Origin of the sequence: Vibrio ponticus (assembly GCF_009938225.1) — a bacterium.
Classification (GTDB): domain Bacteria; phylum Pseudomonadota; class Gammaproteobacteria; order Enterobacterales; family Vibrionaceae; genus Vibrio; species Vibrio ponticus.
In genome coordinates, this window is the sequence record NZ_AP019657.1 from 2,143,121 (window position 1) to 2,169,055 (window position 25,935).

Annotated in this window: 26 protein-coding genes and 1 pseudogene; 10 read left to right on the plus strand and 17 right to left on the minus strand. The window is 46.2% G+C overall.

Annotated elements, in window-relative coordinates; genetic code table 11:
• Positions 1-171 precede the first annotated feature (171 nt).
• From treR to gmhB, 3 genes are all read right to left on the minus strand, one after another.
• Positions 172-1,119 (minus strand): trehalose operon repressor TreR, encoded by a 948-nt coding sequence (gene treR / locus GZN30_RS09495; RefSeq protein ID WP_075652464.1) that lies wholly within the window; start codon positions 1,117-1,119, stop codon positions 172-174.
• Positions 1,120-1,198: 79 nt separating this feature from the next.
• Positions 1,199-1,540, minus strand: a complete 342-nt coding sequence (locus GZN30_RS09500; protein WP_075652463.1) for an MliC family protein — start codon at positions 1,538-1,540, stop codon at positions 1,199-1,201.
• 76 nt (positions 1,541-1,616) lie between these two features.
• Positions 1,617-2,168 carry a D-glycero-beta-D-manno-heptose 1,7-bisphosphate 7-phosphatase gene (gene gmhB, locus GZN30_RS09505; RefSeq protein ID WP_075652462.1) on the minus strand — a complete coding sequence of 184 codons (552 nt, stop codon included), beginning with the start codon at positions 2,166-2,168 and terminating at the stop codon, positions 1,617-1,619.
• Positions 2,169-2,393: 225 nt separating this feature from the next.
• Between gmhB and metN the strand changes: the two genes are divergently transcribed.
• The 3 genes from metN to GZN30_RS09520 are packed head-to-tail and all read left to right on the plus strand — an operon-like array spanning position 2,394 to position 4,928.
• Complete coding sequence (gene metN, locus GZN30_RS09510) at positions 2,394-3,428, plus strand: methionine ABC transporter ATP-binding protein MetN (protein WP_075652461.1); 1,035 nt, start codon at positions 2,394-2,396, stop codon at positions 3,426-3,428.
• On the plus strand, positions 3,418-4,095 hold the full coding sequence (locus tag GZN30_RS09515) for a methionine ABC transporter permease (protein WP_075652460.1): 678 nt from the start codon (positions 3,418-3,420) through the stop codon (positions 4,093-4,095). The genes metN and GZN30_RS09515 overlap by 11 nt, the downstream gene beginning before the upstream one ends.
• A gap of 23 nt (positions 4,096-4,118) precedes the next feature.
• Complete coding sequence (locus GZN30_RS09520) at positions 4,119-4,928, plus strand: MetQ/NlpA family lipoprotein (protein WP_075652459.1); 810 nt, start codon at positions 4,119-4,121, stop codon at positions 4,926-4,928.
• Positions 4,929-5,159: 231 nt separating this feature from the next.
• On the opposite strand, the gene GZN30_RS09525 is transcribed toward GZN30_RS09520, so the two are convergent.
• The 4 genes from GZN30_RS09525 to GZN30_RS09540 form a co-directional block, all read right to left on the minus strand.
• Positions 5,160-5,339 carry a hypothetical protein gene (locus tag GZN30_RS09525; RefSeq protein WP_139312289.1) on the minus strand — a complete coding sequence of 60 codons (180 nt, stop codon included), beginning with the start codon at positions 5,337-5,339 and terminating at the stop codon, positions 5,160-5,162.
• Between the two features lie 72 nt (positions 5,340-5,411).
• Entirely contained in the window at positions 5,412-6,998 is a 1,587-nt protein-coding gene (locus GZN30_RS09530) for an AbgT family transporter (RefSeq protein ID WP_075652458.1), read from the minus strand.
• Between the two features lie 210 nt (positions 6,999-7,208).
• Positions 7,209-7,334, minus strand: a complete 126-nt coding sequence (gene ykgO / locus GZN30_RS09535; RefSeq protein WP_005380299.1) for a type B 50S ribosomal protein L36 — start codon at positions 7,332-7,334, stop codon at positions 7,209-7,211.
• Positions 7,331-7,588 (minus strand): type B 50S ribosomal protein L31, encoded by a 258-nt coding sequence (locus tag GZN30_RS09540; RefSeq protein ID WP_075652457.1) that lies wholly within the window; start codon positions 7,586-7,588, stop codon positions 7,331-7,333. Before GZN30_RS09540 ends, ykgO begins: the two co-directional genes overlap by 4 nt.
• Before the next feature lie 160 nt (positions 7,589-7,748).
• Between GZN30_RS09540 and tsaA the strand changes: the two genes are divergently transcribed.
• Both tsaA and GZN30_RS09550 read left to right on the plus strand, forming a co-directional pair.
• Positions 7,749-8,444, plus strand: a complete 696-nt coding sequence (gene tsaA / locus GZN30_RS09545) for a tRNA (N6-threonylcarbamoyladenosine(37)-N6)-methyltransferase TrmO (protein ID WP_075652469.1) — start codon at positions 7,749-7,751, stop codon at positions 8,442-8,444.
• A gap of 110 nt (positions 8,445-8,554) precedes the next feature.
• Positions 8,555-10,270: a proline--tRNA ligase gene (locus tag GZN30_RS09550; protein WP_075652456.1), complete on the plus strand. Its 1,716-nt coding sequence runs from the start codon at positions 8,555-8,557 to the stop codon at positions 10,268-10,270.
• A gap of 512 nt (positions 10,271-10,782) precedes the next feature.
• On the opposite strand, the gene GZN30_RS09555 is transcribed toward GZN30_RS09550, so the two are convergent.
• Positions 10,783-11,628 carry a class II glutamine amidotransferase gene (locus GZN30_RS09555; RefSeq protein ID WP_075647878.1) on the minus strand — a complete coding sequence of 282 codons (846 nt, stop codon included), beginning with the start codon at positions 11,626-11,628 and terminating at the stop codon, positions 10,783-10,785.
• A gap of 92 nt (positions 11,629-11,720) precedes the next feature.
• On the minus strand, positions 11,721-12,299 hold the full coding sequence (gene lpcA, locus GZN30_RS09560) for a D-sedoheptulose 7-phosphate isomerase (protein ID WP_075647879.1): 579 nt from the start codon (positions 12,297-12,299) through the stop codon (positions 11,721-11,723).
• Between the two features lie 293 nt (positions 12,300-12,592).
• On the opposite strand from lpcA, the gene fadE reads away from it, so the two are divergent.
• Positions 12,593-15,040 (plus strand): acyl-CoA dehydrogenase FadE, encoded by a 2,448-nt coding sequence (gene fadE, locus GZN30_RS09565; RefSeq protein ID WP_075649491.1) that lies wholly within the window; start codon positions 12,593-12,595, stop codon positions 15,038-15,040.
• A 75-nt stretch (positions 15,041-15,115) separates the two neighbouring features.
• On the opposite strand, the gene GZN30_RS09570 is transcribed toward fadE, so the two are convergent.
• The gene (locus GZN30_RS09570; RefSeq protein ID WP_075649492.1) at positions 15,116-16,384 is read right to left on the minus strand and encodes a TIGR03503 family protein; all 1,269 of its coding nucleotides are present in this window, start codon (positions 16,382-16,384) and stop codon (positions 15,116-15,118) included.
• 8 nt (positions 16,385-16,392) lie between these two features.
• On the minus strand, positions 16,393-17,133 hold the full coding sequence (gene dnaQ, locus GZN30_RS09575; RefSeq protein ID WP_075649493.1) for a DNA polymerase III subunit epsilon: 741 nt from the start codon (positions 17,131-17,133) through the stop codon (positions 16,393-16,395).
• Positions 17,134-17,190: 57 nt separating this feature from the next.
• Here dnaQ and rnhA point away from each other — a divergent pair, with 57 nt between their 5' ends.
• Complete coding sequence (gene rnhA / locus GZN30_RS09580) at positions 17,191-17,655, plus strand: ribonuclease HI (protein ID WP_075649494.1); 465 nt, start codon at positions 17,191-17,193, stop codon at positions 17,653-17,655.
• Between the two features lie 4 nt (positions 17,656-17,659).
• Here the strand turns inward: rnhA and GZN30_RS09585 are convergent, their stop codons facing one another.
• On the minus strand, positions 17,660-18,394 hold the full coding sequence (locus GZN30_RS09585) for a class I SAM-dependent methyltransferase (protein WP_075649495.1): 735 nt from the start codon (positions 18,392-18,394) through the stop codon (positions 17,660-17,662).
• Positions 18,395-18,427: 33 nt separating this feature from the next.
• On the opposite strand from GZN30_RS09585, the gene gloB reads away from it, so the two are divergent.
• The 3 genes and pseudogenes from gloB (at position 18,428) to GZN30_RS09600 (ending at position 21,511) form a co-directional block, all read left to right on the plus strand.
• Entirely contained in the window at positions 18,428-19,186 is a 759-nt protein-coding gene (gene gloB, locus GZN30_RS09590; protein WP_075649496.1) for a hydroxyacylglutathione hydrolase, read from the plus strand.
• Between the two features lie 232 nt (positions 19,187-19,418).
• Positions 19,419-20,828, plus strand: a pseudogene (locus GZN30_RS09595) (LysM peptidoglycan-binding domain-containing protein); the annotation flags it as partial.
• The gene (locus tag GZN30_RS09600) at positions 20,825-21,511 is read left to right on the plus strand and encodes a YIP1 family protein (RefSeq protein WP_075649498.1); all 687 of its coding nucleotides are present in this window, start codon (positions 20,825-20,827) and stop codon (positions 21,509-21,511) included. The pseudogene GZN30_RS09595 and the gene GZN30_RS09600, both read left to right, overlap by 4 nt.
• A gap of 4 nt (positions 21,512-21,515) precedes the next feature.
• Here the strand turns inward: GZN30_RS09600 and GZN30_RS09605 are convergent, their stop codons facing one another.
• The 5 genes from GZN30_RS09605 to accA form a co-directional block, all read right to left on the minus strand.
• Positions 21,516-22,361, minus strand: coding sequence for an endonuclease/exonuclease/phosphatase family protein (locus GZN30_RS09605; protein WP_075649499.1), 846 nt, complete (start codon positions 22,359-22,361; stop codon positions 21,516-21,518).
• Positions 22,362-22,473: 112 nt separating this feature from the next.
• The gene (glnB, locus tag GZN30_RS09610; protein WP_040987526.1) at positions 22,474-22,812 is read right to left on the minus strand and encodes a nitrogen regulatory protein P-II; all 339 of its coding nucleotides are present in this window, start codon (positions 22,810-22,812) and stop codon (positions 22,474-22,476) included.
• 107 nt (positions 22,813-22,919) lie between these two features.
• Positions 22,920-23,234, minus strand: a complete 315-nt coding sequence (locus GZN30_RS09615) for a c-type cytochrome (protein WP_075649500.1) — start codon at positions 23,232-23,234, stop codon at positions 22,920-22,922.
• Positions 23,235-23,286: 52 nt separating this feature from the next.
• Positions 23,287-24,603, minus strand: a complete 1,317-nt coding sequence (gene tilS / locus GZN30_RS09620) for a tRNA lysidine(34) synthetase TilS (protein ID WP_075649501.1) — start codon at positions 24,601-24,603, stop codon at positions 23,287-23,289.
• A 337-nt stretch (positions 24,604-24,940) separates the two neighbouring features.
• Positions 24,941-25,900 carry an acetyl-CoA carboxylase carboxyl transferase subunit alpha gene (gene accA / locus GZN30_RS09625; protein WP_075649502.1) on the minus strand — a complete coding sequence of 320 codons (960 nt, stop codon included), beginning with the start codon at positions 25,898-25,900 and terminating at the stop codon, positions 24,941-24,943.
• Between the last annotated feature and the right edge of the window lie 35 nt (positions 25,901-25,935).

Here is a 25,935-nt window from a genome sequence, read left to right on the forward strand (position 1 = left end):
AACCCTGTCCACCCTATTGGAGTTGATTCATTTATAGTTCTTAATCTTAATGGGAACATTCCCAATTCTTGACAAGTATATTGACAGAATCGATAACAACTAAAAATGGGAACAGTCCCATTAATTGAAAGTGATCACAGTATAATTTTAAATCACTTTAAAAATAGGAACTTAAGATAGAACGGGTTGCTGAGTGATATGTGAGAGGGATTCTTCTCCATTGATATGGGAAATCAATAAGTTAGCAGCTTTCACCCCAGCTTGGGCATAGCCGGGATCAATGCTGAACACTTTCGGAAAAAGAAAAGAGAGCAGTTCATTACCACCAACGCCTGTCACGATAACCTCCTCACGACCTAACTCTTGTAGACGTTTAATCACCCCAAGCGCTAAGGTATCGCTGGCGCACACAATCGCTTCGGTGCCTTCACGCAATACTTGCTCAACCAATTGGTAGGCGCTCTCATGATTAAGATCGCCCGTTTGATAATTCGGCGACACACCTTGTTGCTCACACCATGTGAGGTAAGCGTCAAGACGCAATTGACCTGTCGTACGGTCACTTGGATTCACCCCAATGTAAGCGATCTGAGTTAAAGCTTGCTGCTGCAGGTGCTCGAGCGCTTGAGTGATCACTCCGTGATTGTCGTAATTGATTGAAGAAACCTGTTGGGTGTCCATCGCGATCACTACCACACGATTTTGCCATCGTTCAAGCTGCGACAAATCCAAATCACTAAAACCAAACACGATCACACCATCTACATTACGGCGCTTAAGTACATCTAAATGCTCAGTGGTTTTTTGCGGATCAAACTGACTTTCCATGATCACCACATCGTAGCCAGCTTGATAAAGCGCTTGCAGCATACTGCCCACGGCTTTGTTCTCTGATGGTGAATCAAGTCGTGAAATAATCACCCCGACAACGCGTTGACTGCCGCCACGCATTGATTGTGCAGACTTAGAAGGAACATAGCCCGAGTCTGCTATTACCTGCTCCACTTTGATGCGTGTCTCTGGTTTCACTTTGGGATCATTGGTTAACACGCGAGATACTGTCGACTTACCAACACCAGCAAGGCGGGCAATATCTAAAATGGTCAGTTTTTTGTTCATACTTGGGGTTTATCGTTGTGGTTAGAGAGTCAGTGGCTAAGGCTATGGACTTCACATCCAACCACCTCAGCCCATTACATTATTGGCTTTCACAGTTTTTGTAAATCTCACGACCTAACTCTAAGCGGGCATATTTGCCTTTCGTGTACAAGTTCACAGGCTGGATCTCTGTTTGGGCATTTTCTGGCAGCATGTAACGCGTCCCTGACCCCGCTGGAACCTGCACAAGCGCGTAATCAACACCTTCAACTTGCACTAACGCACCTTGTTCTTCCACAAGGAAATCCGCAAGGAACTGCTTCTCATCACTGCATTGATATTGGTAGCCATACTGATCATTGTTGTTCGTGGTCGACTCATTACTGGTCGCACACCCCGCGAGCAAAACAGCACTGGTGATAAAAATGCTGGCTCTTTTCATAGTCACCTCCGATAAAAATAAAGGCTGCAACGGCAGCCTTTAAATAATAGTCTATTTTTTTAGATAGTTAGGTTGATTACTTCTCTAAATAATTAGGAACATCTCGGATGCTATCGAGCACTGCACTCGCCAAGGCTTCACCTTGCTCTGTCACTGGCTTACCAGTGCGAACTAAAATCTTAGTCCCGACACCTGCCGCTTCTGCAGCCATCATGTCTTCTGCTTTATCGCCAACCATCACTGAGTTAGCCATATCAATCTTTAGGAAATCGCGCGCTGAAATAAACATACCCGGCTTCGGCTTGCGGCAATCACAATCTTCTTTGTATTTACCTTGTCCATGCTCTGCATGGTGCGGGCAATAGTAGATACCGTCCAGCTCAACACCGTTATCAACAAAGTTCCAATCCATCCATTGGGTAAGAGATAGAAAACGATCTTCGCTGAACTTACCGCGTGCAATTCCCGACTGGTTAGTTACCAATACAAGCAAATAGCCCATCTGCTGTAGCTTTTTGGTCGCTTCAAAAACGCCTTCAATAAATTCGAAGTCATGCTCATCATGTACATAGCCGTGGTCTACGTTAATTACGCCATCACGATCCAAAAAAACTGCTGGTTTCGCCAAAATTATTGTCTCTATTTACTTGTATAACGACAGTGATTATACGCGCTTTATTTCTTTCATCACTATCTAATTACTTAATCGTTTGCTTACAGTATGCATTTTAGCCGTCTAGACGTAAAAATATCTATTGACACTAATTCAACAAACCCATAGCATCATCTAATAAATGAGATGTAGCTCAAAATAATATACTGTTCAAACACTCGAGCATAAGCAGGTTTCTCAATGATTGAAATTAATCAGGTAAATAAGGTGTTCTACCAAGGCAAAAAGGAAATTAATGCCTTGAAAGATATCAACCTCCATATCTCCCAAGGGACTATTTTTGGGGTGATCGGTGCGTCTGGCGCTGGTAAAAGTACCCTGATCCGCTGTGTGAATATGCTTGAAGCACCAACCAGTGGTGAAATCATCGTCGATGGTGTCGACCTAACCAAGTTGAGTAAGTCTCAATTAAGCGAAGCTCGTCGTAACATTGGTATGATTTTCCAGCATTTTAATCTGCTGTCATCGCGAACTGTGTTTGAAAACGTGGCACTACCGTTAGAGCTAGCAGGCAAAGAAAAGTCACACATCCAAAATAAAGTGACGGAACTGCTTAAATTAGTTGGCTTAGCCGACAAACATGAAAGCTACCCATCAAACTTAAGTGGCGGTCAAAAACAGCGTGTCGCTATCGCCCGTGCACTGGCTTGCGATCCTAAAGTGCTGCTTTGTGATGAAGCCACCAGCGCGCTAGACCCGGCAACGACGCAATCGATCTTAGAACTGCTGCGTGAAATTAACCGCCAGCTAAAAATCACCATCCTATTGATTACTCATGAAATGGATGTGGTTAAGAGCATCTGTCATGAAGTGGCGATTATTGGTGGTGGTGAGCTAGTGGAAAAAGGCTCTGTTGGCGAGATCTTCGCGCACCCTAAAACAGAGCTGGCACATCAATTTATCCGCTCAACGTTGGACTTGTCGATCCCAGAAGATTACCAAGCGCGTTTACAACCAACCCGCGTTGCCGATAGCTACCCGTTGGTACGTCTTGAATTTACCGGCGCAACGGTTGACGCGCCGCTAATGAGCCAAATTGCGCGTAAATACAACATCGACATTAGTATTCTTAGCTCAGATCTTGATTACGCTGGCGGTGTGAAGTTTGGCATGATGGTCGCAGAGCTGTTTGGCAACGAAGAAGATGACAACAACGCAATTGCATTTTTGCGTGACAACAACGTAAAAGTAGAGGTGCTTGGCTATGTCCTTTAATACCATTTCTGATTGGCTAAGCTTAAATGCAGATTTGTTGCTTGGTGCAACATGGGAAACCATCTATATGGTGGCAGTGGCTGGCATCGTTGGTTTTGCCGTTGGTATCCCGCTAGGGGTAATTCTACACACCACGAAGAAAGGCGGATTACTTGAGAATCCTCGCCTAAATAATTTCTTAGGTGCGATTGTTAACATTGGTCGCTCAGTACCTTTCTTAGTGTTGATGGTGGCGATTATTCCGGTGACTAAGCTGCTTGTCGGCACTTTTATCGGCACTACAGCTGCGATTGTTCCACTTACCATTGGCGCAATCCCTTTTGTGGCTCGTCTGATTGAAGGTGCGCTACTGGAAGTTCCAACTGGCTTAGTAGAAGCCGCGCAAGCAATGGGCGCGACACCACTGCAAATTATTAATAAGGTACTGCTTCCTGAAGCACTACCAACGATTGTTAACTCAGTCACTATCACGTTAGTCACACTAGTCAGCTACTCTGCAATGGCAGGTACCGTTGGCGGTGGTGGTCTAGGTGATGTTGCTATTCGTTATGGCTTCCATCGTTACGATGTCGTGATCATGGCAGTGACTGTTGTGATGTTGATTGTGTTGGTACAAATTATTCAGTCTATCGGTGACGCAGTTGTTCGCCGCGTAGACCACAGATAAGAATTCATATAAGGAGATGTGTTATGAAATTTGGTTTTAAATCTTTAGTTGCTATCGTGGCAGCAGCATCCGCACTTGTGCTAACGGGTTGTGGCGAGAAGGAAGTCGACAACAGCAAGATTAAAGTGGGTGTAATGGCTGGTGCTGAAGAGCAAGTTGCTGAAGTTGCTGCTAAAGTTGCAAAAGAAAAATTTGGTCTTGAAGTAGAGCTAATCACTTTCTCTGACTATGTAACGCCGAACGCAGCATTGGATGATGGCTCAATTGACATCAACGCATTCCAACATAAGCCATACCTAGATCAGCAAATTGCTGACCGTGGCTACAAGCTAGCGATTGCAGGCAATACTTTTGTTTACCCAATCGCAGGCTACTCAAAGCAAATCAAAGCAGTTGACGAGATCCAAGATGGCGATCGTATCGCCGTACCAAATGACCCAACGAACCTAGGTCGCTCTCTACTACTTCTAGAGCAACAAGGTCTGATCAAGCTACGTGATGGTGTTGGTCTACTGGCAACAGTACGTGACATCGTTGAAAACCCGAAAAACCTAACTATCGTTGAACTAGACGCAGCACAACTACCACGCTCTCTAGATGACGTCGTGCTTTCAGTGATTAACAATACTTATGCAGCGTCTGTTGATCTTACTCCACAACGTGATGGCATCTTCGTGGAAGACAAAGAGTCTCCATACGTAAACCTAATCGTTGCTCGTGAAGATAACGCTCAAGCAGAAAACGTAGTTAATTTCGTGAAAGCGTACCAATCAGAAGAAGTGTACTCAGCAGCATCTGAAATTTTCAAAGGTGGCGTAGTTAAAGGTTGGTAATCCACTCTGACTCGGTCTATCGATACCAAAGCTGGCTCAAGTAGCCAGCTTTTTTGTGCCTGTAATTCACTTAAATACTCCCCAAAACTACTTCAAATAAAACGCTTTTCTACCTGCACTACCATCAGCCAAAGAAAACATTAAGCAACAATAGTCCTCAATGCCGATTTAGAGACTATTTAATCTTCCCATAAGCCACCCATCTTGCTTCTCGATCGACTCGATGTCAGCCTAAACACCATGTAAGTGTAACGGTCTGGCACTGCCTTCTTGGGCACAAACGAAATAATGTATCATTGCTTGGAGTAAGCTTTCGCTGCGACTTAAGCAAGTATTCTTACTCAACTGATAGTCATCAGTAGGCAACCAAACCAGCGCGATTAATCCTGTGCAATCCAGATTTAAATCCATAACACCCACCATAAAAACGACAAAGCCGGAGTCTCTCGACTCCGGCTAAAAGTATCACATTAAGCTTGATGACTATGGCGTGTAATACGTCGCTGCACCTGGACCAACTGGAAGACCCAATACGAATACCCAAATGTAGAATAGTAAACTCCAGCCCACCATAAAGCAGATTGAGTAAGGCAGCATAGTCGCGATCAACGTACCAATGCCAAGATTCTTCACGTAACGCGTTGCTACCGCTAAAATCAGACCAAAGTAACTCATCATTGGCGTAATAATGTTAGTGGTGGAATCACCAATACGGTAAGCCGCTTGAATTGTCTCTGGCGCATAACCAACCAACATTAACATCGGCACAAAAATCGGTGCGGTTACCGCCCACTGGGCTGACGCTGAGCCAATCATTAGGTTGATAAAGCCACACATCAAGATGAAGGCGAAGAACAGCATTGGTCCAGTCAAGCCAATCTCTTGCAAGAAACCAGCACCGGCAACCGCAAACACCTGACCAAAGTTGGTCCACTTAAAGAAAGCAACAAATTGCGCCGCAAAGAATACCAGTACAATATACATACCCATTGAAGACATCGATTTTGCCATTGCATCGATCACGTCTCGGTCAGTTTTCATCGTGCCAACCACTTTGCCGTAGACAAAACCAGGAATGGCGAAGAAGACAAAGATAAAGGCAACAATACTCTTCAAAAATGGTGAGCCCGCCACCGTGCCTGCATCAGAACGTAATACGCCGTCAGCTGGAACGATCGTCCACGCTAGTAATGCCGATACCAGCAATACCGCTAAACCCGCAAGCTTAAGACCTTTTTTCTCAATGTCGGTTAGCTTACCCATTGAGTCTTGTGACAGATCTTCCGCCGCTTCTTCATCGTTATATTTACCTAGCTTAGGCTCAACAATCTTCTCAGTAACGAAAGCACCGGTAATCGCGATAAAGAAGGTAGAAACAAACATGAAGTACCAGTTAACTTCTGGTCCAACGGTATATGTTGGGTCAATCATCTGCGCCGCTGTCTCGGTAATACCAGACAATAAGGGGTCAACGGTACCAATCAGTAGGTTGGCAGAGTAACCGCCGGATACACCCGCAAAAGCAGCAGCCAAACCAGCAAGTGGGTGGCGCCCTAGTGAGTGGAAGAGCATCGCAGCAAGAGGGATAAGAACAACATAGCCTAACTCAGAAGCGGTGTTGGAAATAATACCAGCAAACACCACGGTGACGGTCACCATGCGCTTAGATGCGCCCATTACAAGACCACGCATCGCTGCAGAAAGTAGCCCTGAATGCTCGGCAATTGCCACACCCAACATCGCTACCAGTACCGTACCTAATGGTGCAAAGCCAACAAAGTTTTTCACTAGGTTAGTGACGATCAGTTGCAGACCTTCTGCATTGAGTAAGCTTACAACATGAATCATGCCATCAGCAGCTCGACCTTTTGCCCCCTCTGGTCGTGGATCAACCACTGACACGTCGAAATAGCCCGCAATACCGGATGTCACGAGAATCGCGACACAGAAAATAGCAAATAAAGTGATTGGGTGAGGTAATAGATTCCCCAAATACTCAACCGTATCTAAAAAGCGTGTAAAAAGAGTTTTCTTCGGCGAGTGTTGTCTTATTGAATCAGATGAACTCATCTGTTCCCTCCTTGTAGTTATTCCTGTGCAAATGTGAACAAAATGTCACAAAGCCGAGACAGCCTACTTTAAGGAGGGAATGTAAAACAAATGAAAAATGTAACAATAATTTAATATCGCAGTATTTTTAACCAATTAATAGCCATTAAAACAGTCAATGATAGAAACAAACGATCAATTAAACAGTAAATATCACTACCAGTTTATATTCTATTTTTGTACCGCTTTAAAGCGTGGATTGGTTTTGCAAATGACGTATAACCGCCCGCGACGCTTAACAATTTGGCAATCTGGATGACGACTCTTTGCACTTTTGAGTGACTTTACGACTTTCATTTTGACTCCTTAAAACGGCTGTAGCGACGGTTAAAGTTCGATACTCGACCCTGTTTTTGCATCACGCGTTGCTTACCGGTGTAAAACGGATGCGATTCAGACGATACATCTAAAGTGAAATATGGATAAGTCTTGCCATCTTGCCACTCAATTGTGCGGTCAGTTTTTAGTGTCGAACCAATAATAAAATACTTATCGACACTGGTATCATGGAACACCACTTTGCGGTATTCAGGATGAATTCCTTCTTGCATCATTCCCCCTTAATTGTAATGTTATAACATAACAAATGATAACAATTATCAACTACAGATCAAGCAATTTATTTCGTTCTATACAAAAGCAATATCACAAAGAAGTGCGACTAGTGTGATTGTGCTATCTTGTGGCAAGAATGAAGTGAGAGATAACGCTGTGTATAACGTTGAGCCGATTGGTTTTGTCCAAAGTCCATATAAAGAAAAGTTTGCCGTGCCAAGACAACCTCGCTTGGTCCCGGCAGCCACTGCCCGAATCAAGTTGCAAGGTGACGTCAACTGCGCAGAAGCGGTGCGCGGCATCGAACAGTTTAGTCATGTCTGGTTACTGTTCCTGTTTGATCAGAACCTAGCCGCTGGATGGAAACCTACCGTACGCCCCCCTCGCTTAGGAGGCAATGAACGAATTGGTGTACTGGCGTCTCGTTCGACCTTTCGCCCCAATGGTATCGGCATGTCTGCTGTAGAGTTGAAAGGTGTTAGCCAGCAAGGCGATCAGTTCTACCTCGAACTGGGCAGCGTGGATTTGGTTGATGGCACGCCAATTGTGGATATCAAACCTTATATTCCTTATACCGATGCCATCATCGATGCTAATGGCGGGTATGCCGAAGAGGAACCAGAAAAAACACCAGTCTGTTTTCTGCCTGCAGCAGTTGAAAGCTTAGCTAAACAAGCCAATAGCCAGCAAATTCGCCAAGTGATTGAGCAAGTTCTCGCCCAAGATCCACGTCCTGCGTATAAGAAAAACAAGCCAGACAACAAAGAATATGCGGTTAATTTATTCAATTTGAACGTTAAATTCACCGTAAACGATAACTTAGTGTCTGTTACTGCGATTGAACACTTTTGACAAAGCGATTTGGCTGATATTATAAGCGGCTAACAATTTCCCCTCTGGGGACCTTCATACTCCAGCCCTATGCGGCCAGAGTATTTCACTTTAATAAACGGATAAATTTAATGCGTACCAGTAATTATCTTCTTTCTACTCTGAAGGAGACTCCAAACGACGCAGAAGTAGTGAGCCACCAGCTCATGCTACGTGCAGGTATGATCCGTAAGCTGGCTTCAGGTCTTTACACCTGGCTACCTACTGGTCTACGTGTATTGCGTAAAGTCGAAAACATCGTTCGTCAAGAAATCGACAATGCAGGTGCAATCGAAACTTTGATGCCCGTTGTTCAGCCGTTTGAACTATGGGAAGAGACAGGCCGCAGCGAAAAGATGGGTCCTGAACTACTTCGCTTTACTGACCGCCACGTTCGTCCGTTTGTACTAAGCCCAACAGCAGAAGAAGTGATCACTGCGCTTGTGCGTAATGAAGTTAGCTCGTACAAACAGCTTCCGATGAACCTGTACCAAATCCAAACTAAATTCCGTGATGAGCGTCGTCCTCGTTTTGGCGTAATGCGTGCACGTGAATTCTGCATGATGGATGCGTACAGCTTCGACATCGACAAAGCGGGTCTAGAGAAATCTTACCAAGCGATGCACGATGCTTACTGTAAAGCATTCGACCGTATGGGTCTTGAATACCGTCCAGTACTAGCAGACTCAGGCGCTATCGGTGGTAACGGCTCTCAAGAGTTCCACGTACTAGCAGAAAGTGGTGAAGACCTAATCGCCTTCTCTACTGAATCTGATTACGCGGCAAACATCGAGAAAGCAGAAGCGGTTGCTCCTGCAGTTGAGCGCGCAGAACCAACTCAAGAGATGACTCTAGTTGATACGCCAAACGCGAAAACTATTGCAGAACTTGTTGAGCAGTTCGATCTACCAATCGAAAAAACTGTTAAGACGCTATTCGTTAAAGCTTCTGATGAAATCGATGCACCAATCGTTGCACTGATCATCCGTGGCGACCACGAACTAAACGAAATCAAAGCTGAGAACCTAGCTGAAGTTGCCGCTCCTCTAGAGATGGCAACTGAAGAAGAGATGCGTGAGCTAATTGGCGCAGGCGCAGGTTCGCTAGGTCCTGTTGGTCTTGAGCTGCCATTTATCGTTGACCGCTCTGTTGCAGTAATGAGTGATTTCGGCGCGGGCGCAAACATCGACGGCAAACACTACTTCGGTATCAACTGGGGTCGTGACGTAGAGCTTGGTCAAGTTGCTGACCTACGTAACGTAGTGGAAGGCGATCCAAGCCCATGTGGTCAAGGTACACTGATGCTTAAGCGCGGTATCGAAGTGGGTCACATCTTCCAACTAGGTAATGTTTACTCTGAAGCGATGAACTGTGGTGTTCTAGATTCAAATGGTAAAAACGTTATCCTAGAAATGGGTTGTTACGGTATCGGTGTATCACGTGTTGTTGCTTCTGCTATTGAGCAAAACAACGACAAGTACGGCATCATTTGGCCAGACGCACTAGCGCCTTTCCAAGTAGCAATCGTACCAATGAACATGCACAAATCTGAGCGCGTTCAAGAAGCAGCAGAGAAGCTATACGCTGAACTGACTGCAATGGGTATCGAAGTACTATTCGATGACCGCAAAGAACGCCCAGGCGTAATGTTCTCTGATATGGAACTGATCGGTATCCCTCACACTATCGTGATTGGCGACCGCAGCATGGACGAAGGCAACTTCGAATACAAGAACCGTCGCAGCGGCGAGAAAACTGCAGTCGCGATGGCAGATATCGTTGAGCACCTAAAAGCACAATTCGCTTAATTAAGTGTTAAAACATGCAAAAGGTCGATGGAAACATCGGCCTTTTTTGTTGGATGCGGGATGCGGGATGCGGGATGCGGGATGCGGGATGCGGGATGCGGGATGCGGGATGCGGGATGCGGGATGCGGGATGCGGGATGCGGATGCGGGATGCGGGATGCGGGATGCGGGATGCGGGATGCGGGATGCGGGATATTTTATCTTTTGGAGAAGGAGTTGAGTCAATGGTTTTAGTCATGACCAGTAAAAATCAGACATTGTTATCCCCGAGAGGGAGGAACGACCGAGTTGGGGATCTCGCTTTCAAAGAACAAAAACAAGATTCCCTACTCGCGCTAACGCGCTCTATGGAATGACAAACTTAAGGTAAGCGCTAAGTAAGATAAAGCCTACTCCGTATTCCGTAAGGCGAAGCCTATTCCCACATCTCGAAGCAAAGCGACCCGCAGGGCGAAGCCCGTTCCCGCATCTCGAAGCAAAGCGTTCCGTAGGGCAACGCCCGTTACCGCTCTTTACTCCAACGGCTCTGTCGGCGCTTGGCTGGCAACCTTTTTCGGTGCAAAAGCGACATCCACCAGCGCATCTTCATTGCCATCAATCAACTCGCCGAAATGGAAAATACCAAACTCACCGGGCTTCATTCGATGCCACGTTTCATTGTCGGTTAACGGCTGCGTTGCAATCACCGAGACGATATCATTCGGTGTGGTTTCTTCTTGGAAATTAATTTCCACATCTTCATCAATTAATGAAGCTTTGCCAAAAGGTGCACGTCGAGTGATCCAGTAAAGATGATTGGTACAGTAAGTCATTACGTATTCGCCATCGGAAAGCAGCATATTAAATACCCCTTTCTCACGTAACTTATCGCAGCATTTAGCAATAAAACGAAATACCCCGACCATGTCTTGCGGTGGTTCTGGATAGCGCTCTTCTAACTGCTTAAGCAGCCAACAAAAAGAGAGTTCACTGTCGGTTTGACCAACTGGACGAAAGCGTCCGGTGATGAGGTCTTGATAATCACTTAGCTGTCCATTGTGAGCAAAAGTCCAGTAGCGTCCCCATAACTCGCGAGTGAACGGGTGAGTATTTTCCAAATTCACACCACCACGATTGGCTTGGCGAATATGGCTGATCACCGCTTGGCTTTTTATCGGATAGTTTTGCACGAGCTCTGCAATTTTAGAATCACAGCTAGGGTTGGGATCTTTGAAAGTACGAAAGCCTTTGCCCTCGTAAAAGGTAATACCCCAACCATCGCGATGTGGACCGGTATTACCACCTCGCTGCATCAAGCCAGTAAAACTAAAACAAATATCGGTTGGAACGTTGGCGCTCATACCGAGCAATTCACACATGGCTTATCTTACTCCCTTTAAACCAGTTCACAGCGACTCGCCAATAGATACCGAGCCGCTGCGCACCTAAACCGTGTGGTTTGAAATGGAGATTACTTCTCCATTTCCTTCTCAATCAATTGGATCACGATATGAATGATCTTGATGTGGATCTCTTGAATGCGGTCTGCATAGCCAAAATGCGGCACACGGATCTCAATATCCGCACAACCTGCCATCTTGCCACCATCTTTACCTGTTAGCGCGATGGTTTTCATTCCTTTCGCTTTTGCCGCTTCAATCGCATTGAGAATATTGCCAGAGTTACCTGATGTCGACAGACCAAACAATACGTCGCCTTTTGCTCCGACCGCTTCTACATAACGAGAGAAAACAAAGTCGTAACCGAAGTCGTTACTTACACAAGACAAGTGGCTTGGATCAGAAATCGCGATACCTGGGTAACCAGGGCGGTTTTCACGGTAACGGCCAGTTAACTCTTCGGCAAAGTGCATTGCGTCGCAGTGCGAGCCACCATTACCACAAGATAGCACTTTACCACCTTGCTTGAACGAATCAGCGATCAGCTTTGCCGCAGCTTCAATCTGAGCAATATTGTGATCATCACTTAGGAACTTGTTCAGTACGTCAGCGGCTTCTGTCAGCTCGCTTTTAATCAAATCCTGGTACATAAGCATTCTCTTGAATTCTGTTAATTAGGCAAACGCCCTTTACTCTTCTGAGTTTACTTGAACCACAACGACTGTCGATAGCCAGTAAGCAAGATTTCAATGATTCTTGACCTTTCACGTACACAAAATCGTCATCACGCCACAGTTTTAGATTTTTTACTCTACTTAGATCACTTTTTAGACAGTTATTGATTTTACATTTATTTAATATCTCGATTACAATTTAACTGGTTAGACCTCTTACCAAAAAGCAGACGTACAAATAGAAACGAAGTCTGAAAAGGAACCTTAATATGGATATCTTGCTCTCTATACTTGGCTTTGCCACCGTACTCGGTGTTTGCCTTTACCATCGCACCTCTTTACTGATCTCTGTCGCCGCGATGACTGCGACAATGGTGGTGCTCACCTTGTCAGGCTTCACTGGCACAATGGCTTGGGTGCTCTTCTTAACCGCGCTTGCGGTGCTTGCCGTACCATCAATTCGCCAATCGCTGATTAGCCGCAAAGCACTCACGCTGTTTCGTAAAGTGCTGCCAGCCATGTCTCAAACCGAAAAAGAAGCCCTGGATGCGGGTACGGTTTGGTGGGAGGCTGAGCTATTTAAAGGCAAACCAGATTGGAACAAACTGCACGCAATCAAAGCGCCTAAGCTCAGTGCTGAAGAGCAAGCTTTCCTCGAAGGTCCGGTTGAAGAAGTGTGTGCCATGGTCAGTGACTACCAAGTGACCCACGAGTTAGCAGATCTCCCGCCTGAAGTGTGGCAGTACCTGAAAGATCATAAGTTTTTTGCCATGATCATCAAAAAACAGTATGGCGGATTAGAGTTCTCAGCCTACGCCCAGTCACTGGTATTGCAGAAGCTCACCGGTGTTTCCGGCGTGCTCTCCTCTACGGTTGGTGTACCTAACTCGCTTGGTCCTGGTGAACTGTTACAACACTACGGAACCAAAGAACAAAAAGACTACTACCTGCCACGTCTCGCACAGGGTAAAGAGATCCCATGTTTTGCCCTAACCAGCCCAGAAGCTGGGTCTGATGCCGGTGCAATACCAGATTACGGCATCGTCTGTTATGGCGACTGGCAAGGCGAACAAGTACTGGGGATGCGCCTAACGTGGAACAAACGCTATATCACGTTAGCCCCTGTTGCTACGGTCTTGGGACTGGCGTTTAAGCTACGCGATCCTGATGGTTTACTGGGTGAGCAGAAAGACTTAGGTATTACCTGTGCGCTTATCCCAACGCACCTCAAAGGGGTTGAGATCGGCAATCGTCACTTCCCACTTAACGTACCGTTCCAAAATGGTCCAACTCGAGCCAACGAGCTCTTTGTACCGATGGATTACATCATCGGCGGCGAGAAAATGGCCGGACAAGGGTGGCGTATGCTGGTTGAGTGTCTGTCTGTGGGTCGTGGCATTACCTTGCCATCCAATTCCACCGGCGGCATCAAAACCGCTGCGCTGGCAACGGGCGCTTACGCACGTATCCGCCGTCAATTTAAACAACCAATTGGTCATATGGAAGGCGTTGAGGAACCATTAGCACGCTTGGCCGGTAATGCGTATGTGATGGATGCGGCAAGTGAACTGACGGTCGCGGGTATTGATTTAGGTGAGAAACCATCTGTTATCTCAGCGATTGTGAAATACCATTGTACTCACCGTGGACAAGCCAGCATTATCGACGCGATGGATATCGTGGGTGGTAAAGGGATCTGTATGGGTCCATCCAACTTCTTAGCGCGCGGCTACCAAGGTGCACCCATAGCCGTGACGGTTGAAGGGGCAAACATTCTAACTCGTTCAATGATCATCTTTGGTCAAGGGGCGATTCGCTGCCACCCATATGTACTCAACGAAATGGAAGCCGCTTACTCTGAACAAAGTGATGCGTTAGAAAAGTTCGATGCAGCGCTTGCCGGTCATGTCAGCTTTACCATCAGTAACTTAGTACGCAGCTTCTGGCTTGGTTTAACTGACGGACGCTTCTCTACCTCTCCAGTTAACGATCAGACTCAACGTTACTATCAACAATTGAACCGCTACAGCGCCAATATCGCCCTATTGTCAGATATTTCGATGGCAGTGCTCGGTGGTTCATTAAAACGCAAAGAACGCCTTTCTGCGCGCCTTGGTGACGTATTAAGTCAACTATACCTAGGTTCGGCAACATTGAAGCGTTTCGATATTGAAGGGCGTAATGCGCAAGACTTACCGCTAGTGCACTGGGGGATGCAAGATAGCTTGTATCAAACTGAACAAGCGATTGAAGGACTGTTAGCTAACTTCCCAAATCGCGCGGTTGCGACACTACTAAAATTTATCGTGATGCCACTAGGACGTACCCGCAAAGCACCAAGTGATAAGCTCGATAGCCAAGTGGCACAACTGCTGCAAACTCCAAGTGAAACCCGCTCACGACTGGGTCGCAATCAATACCTCACTGCCAGTGAGTTTAACCCAGCGGGGCGTATTGAGCAGGCATTAAAGGTGATCTTAGAGGCAGAGCCTGTGTTTGATAAGGTGTGCCAAGCGCAAGGTAAACGCAAGCCATTCCTAATGCTAGATAAAATTGCCGCTCAAGGATTGGAGCTTGGTGTGATAGAGCAACATGAAGCCCAACTGTTAATCGAAGCGGAAAAACAGCGCTTATACGTGATTAATGTCGATGATTTTGAACCACAAGAGCTTGCAGCGAAACCACTACAACCAATGAGTATGGATGAAGTGGCGTAGCGTTCGCTGATTATAAAAGAGTCAGATATAGAAAAGGGCTGCCGATGCAGCCCTTTATTTTTCAATGAGATATTGCTACTTCTTCGGCATTTCCAATTGCATCTCTGGAATTGCCGCACGTTTGGCTTTAATTTTTCGCATCACAAACCAGCCAACTAACCCAACAACCACCAGCACGACGTTACTAATCGCAATAATCATGATACTTCTTTTACGCTGTGCTTCACGGGCTTCTTTAATACGCTGCTCTTCAAGTAGCTTCGCTTGTTGAATACGCTCCAACTCTTGTAAGCGTCTGGTTTCGGCTAAATCGATATCTTTGACAACACTGTAGGTTTGCGCCGTCACTGGTAACATCAATTCGCGATTCGTTCCCAATTCGGTGGCATAAGCGATACCGTGCCATGAGTACTCACCTACCTTATCAGAGTACGGAATTTCCAAGGTGACGCTCATATCCTCATCAGATGCAGCACTCCCCTCGACCGAAACTGTGCCGCCGTCGGCATTGGTATGCTCAATATGAGCAGCTAAACTGCCAGGCTTAATCATCCCTTGCTCGCCAGTAAAAATTACCTGATGCTGCTGACCAACTTGACGCGATTGAATGAAAGTCAGTTCAATTGGATTCGGGTAGACCAATACTTCTTGCTCTTGTGCACGCAAAAACACACCATTACCCGAAGTAATGCGCACACGATATTTACCTGGCGGGGCTGAAATTGGCAATTTGACGGTAAATACTCCGTCACCAGCATGTTCGTCAAGCCCTGCACCATCATCGGCAAACTCGCCAATTTCAATTGGCACTGGGCGAGCTTCTTTGATCAACGCCGATTCGTTCTCGACATACTTAGTAAACGTGACTTTCAGATTAACGCGGTCAAGAAAGTCTCTCAATAATAACGGTTTATCATCTGAGGTTAGGCGTGCAGTGAACTTTAACTCTTCGCCTTGATACAAACGTTCAGGCAAAACCTCTGACGCAAGCTCAAGATGAGAAATCAGCTTAATTTTGTTCTTCGGCGTCACTTTACCGACCGCTTGCCAAGGACCCGGCATCGGATTATCGATGGAAATAATATCCATCGCTGACTCTTGATACCAACGAACATTGTCGGGATGGCGATGAGAATAATATTTACGACCATCAGGACGCACTAACACGACGGCATTCGAACCTTCGGCGCGATAAATGACAAAAGTTATCTGCTTGATGGTCGGATCAACACGAAAGCGGTTGTCGAGCAATGACATTGAGCTCTCGGGTACGGAAGTTTGCCCAGCGGCAAAGCAGAATGTACTAACTAACAAGCCGATTAAGGCTAACCCGATCCTCAACATCTTTTCTCCTATTGACGCCAAAGGCAGCTTCCGCTTTTCTCAACGATATCTAGACGACCATTATGTGCTTCTATTTCATCGGCACTGGCACGCAAAACCTTTAGCGCTTTTCGTTCACTTGAGACACGTTTTATCGACTCACCTCCCACACCTTCGCTGTTACTGCCAGCATTAAATTGCAGCGAGGTTTGCCCACCGGTCATCAATAGATAAACGTCAGCGAGGATCTCCGCATCGAGCAATGCCCCGTGGAGCGTACGGTGCGAGTTATCTATTCCATAACGGTCACACAAAACGTCAAGGTTGTTACGCTTACCTGGGAAGATTTTCTTCGCCATGGCAAGGGTATCGGTAACCTTACAATACTGCTCGGTCTTACCGATTTGTGGGTCGAGTTTATCAAACTCATAGTCCATAAAGCCGACGTCGAAGGGCGCGTTGTGTGCGACAAGTTCAGCGCCTTTAATAAAGTCGAGAAATTCTTGGTGTACTTCACTGTATTGCGGCTTATCACGCAAAAACTCATCGGTGATACCGTGAACGCCAATCGCCTCCGCCTGAATTTCACGGTCAGGTTTGATATAGACGTGGAAATGTCGACCGGTCAGTTTGCGGTTGATGATCTCTACCGCACCGATTTCGACAATGCGATGCCCAAGGTAGTGTGGACCACCCTCTTGGTTCATACCCGTGGTTTCGGTATCGAGTACCACGATACGATGCTGATTAGAATTGTTGCTGGTATTCATTACAAACTATGTGTCAGACTATGAGTAAATATGTGCAAGCTCTTATAGTATCAAATCATGACGAAACAAGTGGAAATTTTCACAGATGGTTCTTGCTTAGGCAATCCGGGACCTGGCGGTTACGGCATCGTGCTGCGTTACAAGCAGAATGAAAAGACCTTAGCCAAGGGCTACACCCTTACAACCAACAACCGCATGGAAATGATGGCGACAATTGTGGCGCTAAAAGCTTTAAAAGAGCCATGTAACGTGATCCTCACTACCGATAGCCAATACGTTCGCCAAGGTATTACTCAATGGATTCACAACTGGAAAAAACGCGGTTGGAAAACCGCCGATAAGAAACCGGTGAAAAACGCCGACCTGTGGCAAGCATTGGATAAAGAAACTGAACGTCATCAGATTGATTGGCGTTGGGTAAAAGGTCACGCAGGGCATCGCGAAAATGAAATGTGTGACGAACTGGCGCGCACTGCGGCAGAAAACCCAACCGATGAAGATACGGGTTATATTCCTAGCTAACCGATTAATTCGACTTCGATGACACCTTGTAATTGACGCCAATCGGCGTCAATTTTCGTTTGAGCTTCCAATGCGGTTTAATCGGCTTAAGCGGATAAGTCCGTTTACGGGCAACGATATAATACAAGCTGCCAAATGGCGCAGCCCACTCTCCGATACCATTTTCAAGCCAAGTCCACATAGTGCGATACCGCTGCATAGGAAACAGCCCGTAACGATCACATTCAATCACTTGATAATTGAGGATTCCCAACCAATCTTTAACCCGATTAGGGGTAAACATCCGTCCGCTCCACGGCAAATTGTTTTTGCGCCATGGCATTAAACTCGCTAGCCCAGTCAAACTCACGGGATTGTAACCAGTGATGATTAAATAGCCATCATCAATCATTACCCGATCGACTTCCCTCAACATGCGATGTGGGTCATTGCAGTAATCGAGCTGATGGGCAAGAATGACGACATCGAAACTTTTCTCAAGAAAGGGTAAATCGTAACCATCTGCGATCACATTATGCAAAGGATTGTGGATATCTAGATTAACTTGATGTTGAATATTACAGTTACAGCTAGTGAGCTCGCAGCTTAAGCCACCCAACTTAAGCATATGGTAGCCAAAAAGTTTTGGACACCACTCATCAAGTCGAGTTTGGATAGATTCGTTAACCCATTGACCATTTTTTAATTGCGCCCAAGAATGGGGCTGCTGAAGCTTTTTTTCACTGCGTGCTGGTTTCATAGCTAGCTCACTTTGATGTATGGAGACCCAACCATGTTAGATATCAAAAGCATACCTGCATTTAACGACAATTACATCTGGCTGATCGAAAATAGCGATCGCCGTTGTGCTGTTGTCGACCCAGGTGATGCCGCGCCTGTGTTGGCTTATCTCCGAGAACATGAGTTAACTTTAGATGCAATCTTAATTACTCATCACCACAACGATCACATTGGTGGCATTCCAGAGCTGGTGCGCCAATTTCCAGAGATCGATGTGGTCGGTCCGGCAGATGAACCAGTCCCTACCCTAACCCATCCGGTCAGCGCTGGCGATCAAATTAATCTGTTTGACGAAGTGTTTATGGTGATAGGGCTAGAAGGTCACACTTTAGGTCACATCGGCTACGTCGGTGACGGCAAGCTATTTTGTGGCGACACACTTTTCTCGGCAGGCTGTGGACGTGTATTTGAAGGCACCATGGAGCAAATGTACCAATCGCTACAAAAGCTCGTGGCACTGCCAGAAGAGACCGAAGTATTCGCCGCTCATGAGTACACCTCCAGCAACATCGCTTTTGCGTTAGCTGTTGAGCCGGATAACGAGCAACTAAAAAAATACCGCGAAGAAGTTAACCGTCTACGCGCACAAAACAAGCCGACTTTACCGACGACCATTCGTCGCGAAAAATGGATAAATCCGTTCTTACGTGCAGATGAACCGAGTGTCATAAAATCAGTGAGCAACCGAACGGCACAAATCGATCCTATCTCAATTTTTACAGCATTACGTGAGTGGAAGAACGAATTTTAACGTTTTCTTGCTTGTCATCTAACCAAAGTCGCAAGTATTATCAGCAGCCATTTTTTAAAAGGGCTGTCCCATGCGATTTAAATACAGCTGGGTGACGCTACTGCTTTTAGCCGGTTGCCAAACCACCCAGCCAACTACTGAAAAATCTGATGCGCAGACGACATCAGACAAAAGTTCTACTGTTACAGTAGCTCCAGCATCATCGGTGACTACACCTGTAGAACCTGAAGTAGTTGCAGCTCCTGTGGTCACTCCTCAGTCGCAGCAAGATGTGTGGAAACGCATTGCGATGCAGCTAGAGATGCCGATTCCAGACCAGAAAAAAGTGGACTATTACCGTACTTGGTATCTGAAACACCCAAGCCACCTCAAAACCGTCTCTCAACGTGCTGAACCTTTCCTCTATTTGATCACTGAAAAAATCGAGCAACGTGGCTTACCGCTTGAGTTAGCACTACTGCCCGTGGTTGAAAGCTCATTTGATGCCTTTGCCTACTCACACGGCAGCGCAGCTGGTCTGTGGCAATTTGTGCCATCAACCGGAAAAATGTACGGGCTTGAGCAAGATTTCTGGTATGACGGTCGTCGTGATGTACCGGCAGCCACTGACGCAGCATTAGACTTCTTAACCGATCTCAATAAGCGCTTTGATGGCAACTGGTCACATGCGATTGCTGCCTACAACAGCGGTGGCGGTCGCGTTTCAAGCGCGATCCGTAAAAACAAGAAGTTAGGTAAGCCAATCGACTTCTTCTCATTAGATTTGCCAAAAGAGACCAGCAGTTATGTTCCTAAACTGTTGGCACTCGCTGATATCGTTGCTAACCAAGAGAAATACGGCATTGAGATCCCACCGATTGCCAACAAACAAGTGGTTGAGATCGTTCAACCTAAAGAGCAACTGGATCTAGCTATCGCGGCAAACTATGCCGGCATTTCAGTGCGTGAATTACAAGGACTGAACCCTGCCTACAACCAATGGGCGACCGCACCTGGTGGACCAAACCAATTGCTGCTGCCAATTGACTCGGTTAAAAAGTTTAAAACCGAACTTACTGCTAACCGTGGTAAGGGCATGCAAGTTGTTCGCTACAAAGTAAAATCTGGCGATACGATTAGCGTATTAGCGCGCAAGTACAATACTACGAGCAAAGTTATTCGCAACGCCAACAACATGAGCAATAACAACATCCGTATCGGTCAGCATCTGCTTATCCCAGTCTCGACCAAAGATGACAAAGCATATTCATTAAGCGCAGCTAACCGCTTGGCGAAAACTCAATCCACTGCGCGTGGTAAGTACAAACTTACCCACACCGTTGCGAGCGGTGACAGCTTATGGAGCATCGCTAAAGCCAATAAAGTGTCACACACCTCACTGGCGAAATGGAATGGCATGGGACCTCGCGATACTCTACGCGTCGGTCAAAAATTGGTAATTTGGAAAAACAGTTCTGATGGCGCCATCATCCGCACAGTTTTCTACAATGTCCGCAGTGGCGATACCGTCAGTGGCATCGCGAATAAGTTTAAAGTGAAAAGCCAAGACGTAGTGAAATGGAACAACTTACAGCAGAAAAAGTACCTACAACCAGGTCAAAAACTCAAACTGTATGTTGATGTGACGAAGGTAAGCGTATGACACCATCGAGCAACCCATTAACCATGCTAGTCGACATTTTCCGCTCGCCTAGCGCGTGTTTCCTTGCCATACATCAGCGTGGCATGTGGGGCTGGCAGCCCTTTATCGTCTTGTTGGTTACCCCATTCCTGTTTTGGGGCGCCTACTTTGACATGGTCGATTTTGCCTGGCTAAAGCAAGGGCTGATCCCGCAACTGCAACAAGTCAGCCCAGAGCAAATTGCGCTACTTGATGCCAATACCTTGATGGCGACAGAGATCATCTTAGATATTCTTGGTCGCTTTACCACTATCATGCTGTTGGCATTCTGGCTATTTTTCGCTACTAAACCGAGCCAACACCAGCATGGATTTTGGAAATGGTTTGCTGCCAGTTGTGTGATTATCTTCCCAGCGGTAGTCGGTGACTTTGCCAGCTATGTCAGCGTGCTATTAAAGCATGGACAGGTAATGAGTTATGCTGCCGACCTGAATAGCCTCAACGGTCTACTAAAGCTGCCTATGACCAGTGATTGGTTTGAATTTGCCAACGCACTGCCACTACTCATGCCTTGGTATATTGCGCTTGGCTACGCGGCAGTTGGCACATGGACAGAGTTCGAGCGCGGTCAAGCGCTAGTGATCTCTGCCCTGCCTTGGTTTATTTACTTTTTTGCTTGGGCGCTTTACATCGCAATATTCTAAAGCCCTAAGGTAAACGGAAGTATACTTCGATAGGATTATGATCAGAGGCGTCACTTATTGGCGCCTTTGCTTTTTCTAGTACTAGACCTCGATAGAACAAGTGATCAAGCGGTAAACCATTGATGAACTGCTTGCGATGGTCTGGTTGGTAGGTAGCCTCTTTGACTTTGAGCTTATCCAATAGTGATTTCATCACTCGCAAACGCTCCTCACTCCAACTGTTAAAATCACCGGCAATAATCATTGGTCCGCCGTGCTTTGCTAACACTGTCGCGAGCGAGTCTAACTGACGATGATACTCTTCCGTACCATAGGTAAAGTTAATCGCATGGATATTCACCACCGCTAAGCTCTGCCCGTTGGATAATGGATAAGTTGCGTATATCGCCGATTTAGGCAATCTCAACCAAGGTTCCATTTCGGTATAAGCACACGCCTTTTGGGGCAACTGATGCGCAAGATTGAGCACCCCAGCTTTGGTATCAAACGCTTTGAATGCGTCGACAATATTCCCGCTCCACTTACCTTGATCAATCCATTGGCGAAGCTCTGGCGTCATGCTTGCTTCTTGCAGCAGCAATAATTGCTTATCTTGGGATAAATAATCCAACGCGCTCTGCCAACTGGTGCGATTTTGCTTATAAATATTCCATACCAGCACATTAAGTTGACCTTGGTGATCAATCGCTGTCGCTTTAGGATTGTTATAACAAGCCAATTCTGGTGTTTGCACTGAAGGAGATAAGGTGGAGACTTTGGCTGAATCAGGCAAGGTAAAAATGGAGTGATAGGCAATCACCGTCGCTGCAATCGCAACCACAGGTAAAGCAATCAATACTCGTTTTTTCATAGTTCGGATATCTCTGCCCTACATAATATCCTTATTGTACTCGAATTCCTTAAGTTTGCAGGCGCTGCAAGGGAGAATAAAACAAAAGAGCCTAGCGGCTCTTTTGTCAAAATTAGATGGCGTCTTCGTCTTCTTCGCCAGTGCGAATACGTACCACACGTTCAACATCAGTGATAAAGATTTTACCATCACCAATCTTACCGGTTTGTGCAGTCTCGATAATAGTGTCGACACATTGATCCGCCACTTCATCGGTTACGACGATCTCTAGCTTCACTTTCGGTAAAAAGTCGACCATGTACTCAGCGCCACGATAAAGCTCAGTATGACCTTTTTGACGACCAAAGCCTTTTACCTCAGAAACCGTCATACCTGTAATGCCAACTTCTGCTAAAGCTTCACGCACATCGTCCAATTTAAAAGGCTTAATAATTGCCTCAATCTTTTTCATGTTCATCCCTTAAACTTACGTTATTTGTGCCATTATCCCAAAAAGCTACTGCAATAAAAAGCCCAAGCAACAAGGCTTGGGCGATAAACAGTTAATTTCGTCTTGGGTTACTTTAAACTTGCATAATATGCAGCTAAATTCGCGATATCGGCATCACTCAATAAATCCGCTTGCGCTTTCATCACACCAGATAATCCGCCTTGGCGTTGATTGGTTTGATACGCTTTGATCGAAGAAACCAGATACTGCTCATTTTGTCCTTTTAGATTTGGGTAGCCAGGAATCATCGCAATACCATCAGCGCCGTGGCATGCCATGCACACACCCGCTTTGGCTTTGCCCGCTTCAATATCACCGGCAGCCATCGCTTGCGCGCTTAATATCGTCATGCTGATAGCCAGTCCAAATGCTACTTTCTTCATTGTTCTTCCTTATGTTTCTAATTTTATTGTTCTAAATTGCTCAATAAAATTGTCACATAACATCAGTGCTCTTGTCCCAGACAAGTTCACAATCTTGCCCCACAAAACGCTGATCAATAAATAAATCTGCAATTGCGACCACCTGCTCACCGCAAAGTAATATTGGCATCCGGCGTCGCTGCCAACTTGGCACGCCAAACTCCTGAAACAGTTTTTTCAGTTTTCGGCTATGACCTCGCCCGACAGGATGAGCACTCAACCCTTCCGGGTTAAACATCACTCGCAGTGGCGCCTGACTCAGTGCCGCTTGCGATAATTGCCCTGATGTATTGCAAGTGATTTGCAGAGTTCCCAACTGTTCTGGTAACTCGATAACTTGTTGCAAAGCGATATTCTGCTGCCATGCAGAAATATCTTTCACTGCCTCAACCCAGTATAAAAAACTGCCTGAACGCCGGATCTGCCCAGCCGATAAGTTAAGAATCGGGTTAGCATCTTCGCGCGCGAGTGCCACTTGTTGCCATATTTTGCTGAGATGGTCGCGGCTTGGCATCTTCTGCCCTAAATCGGCAAGCCACATACGAATCAATTGCCCCCGAACTCGCTCACTCAGTTTTGCTAACTGGGTTATCGATAAACTGTTGTCAGCCATCATGACTTGGCTCAGTTTCTCGCTGAGCAGTTCTTCCAGCAGCGCTTCTTGCTCTGCGCATAACTCACTACTGCGTTGCACCGAACTGGCAAAATGCGGCCAACGCTGTTGCAAAATAGGCGCAACTTGATGGCGTATGAAATTGCGATCAAAGCGGGTGTCTTGATTGCTTTCATCCTCAACCCAAGTGAGTTGGTGCTCTGTTGCATATTGCTCTATTTGTTGCCTCGATGCAGTCAACAATGGACGAAGTATGGTTGAATTGGCAAACGGCATTTGTTTTGCCATTGCCGATAAACCTTTAGGACCACTACCGCGCTTTAACGCCAGTAAAAAGGTTTCGAGCTGATCATCACTATGTTGACCGGTGAGCATCACATCACCCATCTGCAGATGCTTAGCAAGCGCTTGATAACGAGCTTCACGCGCACTCTCTTCAATACTGCGCCCTGTTAAATCCAACTGAACGCGTTCAACCGCTAACTCGACCCCTGATTGCTGACACCAGTCACGACATAAATCAGCCCAATTATCCGCATTACTGCTCAATCCATGATGGACATGGACTGCTAAACAAGGGATTGCATGCTGCTGCTTATAGTGACTGAGCAGATCGAGCAAGACACGAGAATCGACGCCACCACTGAGTGCGAGCACTAACCTCTGCGGCTTGAGCTGATTAATTGAGTGACTAAAGAGAGCGTATAGTGAGTCCATGATCCTAGACATCGAAAAAAGCAATTACGGCTATTCTACACCAAAAACAAAAAGGGTTGAGACTCGCTCAACCCTTGTTCAGGCATTTACCTCGACTAGCCAAAACCACAGCGCCATCAACAACGCTGCCATGCTAAGTAGGCAGACGAGACAAAAATAAAAGGCTGAGACTCGCTCAACCTTTCATAATATTTTTAACTCGCTATCCCAAACTAATCGGGATTACAGCTAGGCGACCAGCGAGAAAAGCCTCTGAGCACTTCGTGTACATAGTCTCACTATGTGATGAGGTTTTCGAGCGCCCGTCAACAACGCTGTAATTCTGAGTAGGCAGGGATCAGCAGTAACCGTAATTCATAAGACGCTGATAACGACGCGCCATCAACGCTTCATCATCAAACTGCTCAAGCTCATCAAGCTGGCGAAGCAGGGTTTGCTTCATGTTTGCCGCCATTTGCTTGTGGTTACGATGTGCGCCACCTAGTGGCTCTTCGATGATCTCATCGATTAGCTCTAGCTCTTTTAGACGCGGAGCGATTAGACCCATTGCCTCTGCGGCTTGCGGCGCTTTATCTGAATCACGCCATAGGATTGATGCACAACCTTCTGGTGAAATTACTGAGTAGGTTGAGTATTGCAGCATGTTTACGTAGTCACCTACGCCAATCGCTAGTGCACCACCTGAACCACCTTCACCAACTACGTTACAAATCACTGGCACTTTAAGACCTGCCATCACTTTTAAGTTCATTGCGATAGCTTCAGATTGACCGCGCTCTTCTGCACCAACACCTGGGTATGCACCTGCGGTATCGATAAAGGTAATGATAGGCATGTTAAAACGCTCTGCCATTTGCATTAAACGTAGCGCTTTACGGTAACCTTCTGGTTTTGGCATACCAAAGTTACGTTTCACTTTTTCTTTGGTTTCGCGGCCTTTTTGGTGACCAATGATCATCACAGGACGACCTTCTAGGCGCGCCATACCACCCACGATTGCTTTGTCGTCTGCGTAGTGACGGTCACCTGCTAATTCATCAAACTCAGTAAAGATATGGTCGATGTAATCTAGTGTGTAAGGACGCAGTGGGTGACGAGCTAATTGAGCGGTTTCCCAAGCACCTAAATCACTGAAGATCTTCTTTTTAAGTTCTAGGCTTTTCTTCTCTAGTTGCTCAATCTCTTTATCGAGATCGACACCAGCCTCGCCGCCATGACGCGATACGTCGCGTAGAGCTTCAATCTTAGCTTCAAGTTCTGCGATAGGCTTTTCAAATTCTAGAAAGTTTAGGCTCATCTATCGATCCTTTTTGATTCGGCAACGTGTACCAA

Coding starts and splice junctions, on each gene's coding strand:
- treR (WP_075652464.1), bottom strand. CDS start 1,119: ATGAACAAAAAACTGACCATTTTAGATATTGCCCGCCTTGCTGGTGTT.
- GZN30_RS09500 (WP_075652463.1), bottom strand. CDS start 1,540: ATGAAAAGAGCCAGCATTTTTATCACCAGTGCTGTTTTGCTCGCGGGG.
- metN (WP_075652461.1), top strand. CDS start 2,394: ATGATTGAAATTAATCAGGTAAATAAGGTGTTCTACCAAGGCAAAAAG.
- GZN30_RS09515 (WP_075652460.1), top strand. CDS start 3,418: ATGTCCTTTAATACCATTTCTGATTGGCTAAGCTTAAATGCAGATTTG.
- GZN30_RS09520 (WP_075652459.1), top strand. CDS start 4,119: ATGAAATTTGGTTTTAAATCTTTAGTTGCTATCGTGGCAGCAGCATCC.
- GZN30_RS09525 (WP_139312289.1), bottom strand. CDS start 5,339: ATGGATTTAAATCTGGATTGCACAGGATTAATCGCGCTGGTTTGGTTG.
- GZN30_RS09530 (WP_075652458.1), bottom strand. CDS start 6,998: ATGAGTTCATCTGATTCAATAAGACAACACTCGCCGAAGAAAACTCTT.
- ykgO (WP_005380299.1), bottom strand. CDS start 7,334: ATGAAAGTCGTAAAGTCACTCAAAAGTGCAAAGAGTCGTCATCCAGAT.
- GZN30_RS09540 (WP_075652457.1), bottom strand. CDS start 7,588: ATGCAAGAAGGAATTCATCCTGAATACCGCAAAGTGGTGTTCCATGAT.
- GZN30_RS09550 (WP_075652456.1), top strand. CDS start 8,555: ATGCGTACCAGTAATTATCTTCTTTCTACTCTGAAGGAGACTCCAAAC.
- GZN30_RS09555 (WP_075647878.1), bottom strand. CDS start 11,628: ATGTGTGAATTGCTCGGTATGAGCGCCAACGTTCCAACCGATATTTGT.
- lpcA (WP_075647879.1), bottom strand. CDS start 12,299: ATGTACCAGGATTTGATTAAAAGCGAGCTGACAGAAGCCGCTGACGTA.
- fadE (WP_075649491.1), top strand. CDS start 12,593: ATGGATATCTTGCTCTCTATACTTGGCTTTGCCACCGTACTCGGTGTT.
- GZN30_RS09570 (WP_075649492.1), bottom strand. CDS start 16,384: ATGTTGAGGATCGGGTTAGCCTTAATCGGCTTGTTAGTTAGTACATTC.
- dnaQ (WP_075649493.1), bottom strand. CDS start 17,133: ATGAATACCAGCAACAATTCTAATCAGCATCGTATCGTGGTACTCGAT.
- rnhA (WP_075649494.1), top strand. CDS start 17,191: ATGACGAAACAAGTGGAAATTTTCACAGATGGTTCTTGCTTAGGCAAT.
- GZN30_RS09585 (WP_075649495.1), bottom strand. CDS start 18,394: ATGAAACCAGCACGCAGTGAAAAAAAGCTTCAGCAGCCCCATTCTTGG.
- gloB (WP_075649496.1), top strand. CDS start 18,428: ATGTTAGATATCAAAAGCATACCTGCATTTAACGACAATTACATCTGG.
- GZN30_RS09600 (WP_075649498.1), top strand. CDS start 20,825: ATGACACCATCGAGCAACCCATTAACCATGCTAGTCGACATTTTCCGC.
- GZN30_RS09605 (WP_075649499.1), bottom strand. CDS start 22,361: ATGAAAAAACGAGTATTGATTGCTTTACCTGTGGTTGCGATTGCAGCG.
- glnB (WP_040987526.1), bottom strand. CDS start 22,812: ATGAAAAAGATTGAGGCAATTATTAAGCCTTTTAAATTGGACGATGTG.
- GZN30_RS09615 (WP_075649500.1), bottom strand. CDS start 23,234: ATGAAGAAAGTAGCATTTGGACTGGCTATCAGCATGACGATATTAAGC.
- tilS (WP_075649501.1), bottom strand. CDS start 24,603: ATGGACTCACTATACGCTCTCTTTAGTCACTCAATTAATCAGCTCAAG.
- accA (WP_075649502.1), bottom strand. CDS start 25,900: ATGAGCCTAAACTTTCTAGAATTTGAAAAGCCTATCGCAGAACTTGAA.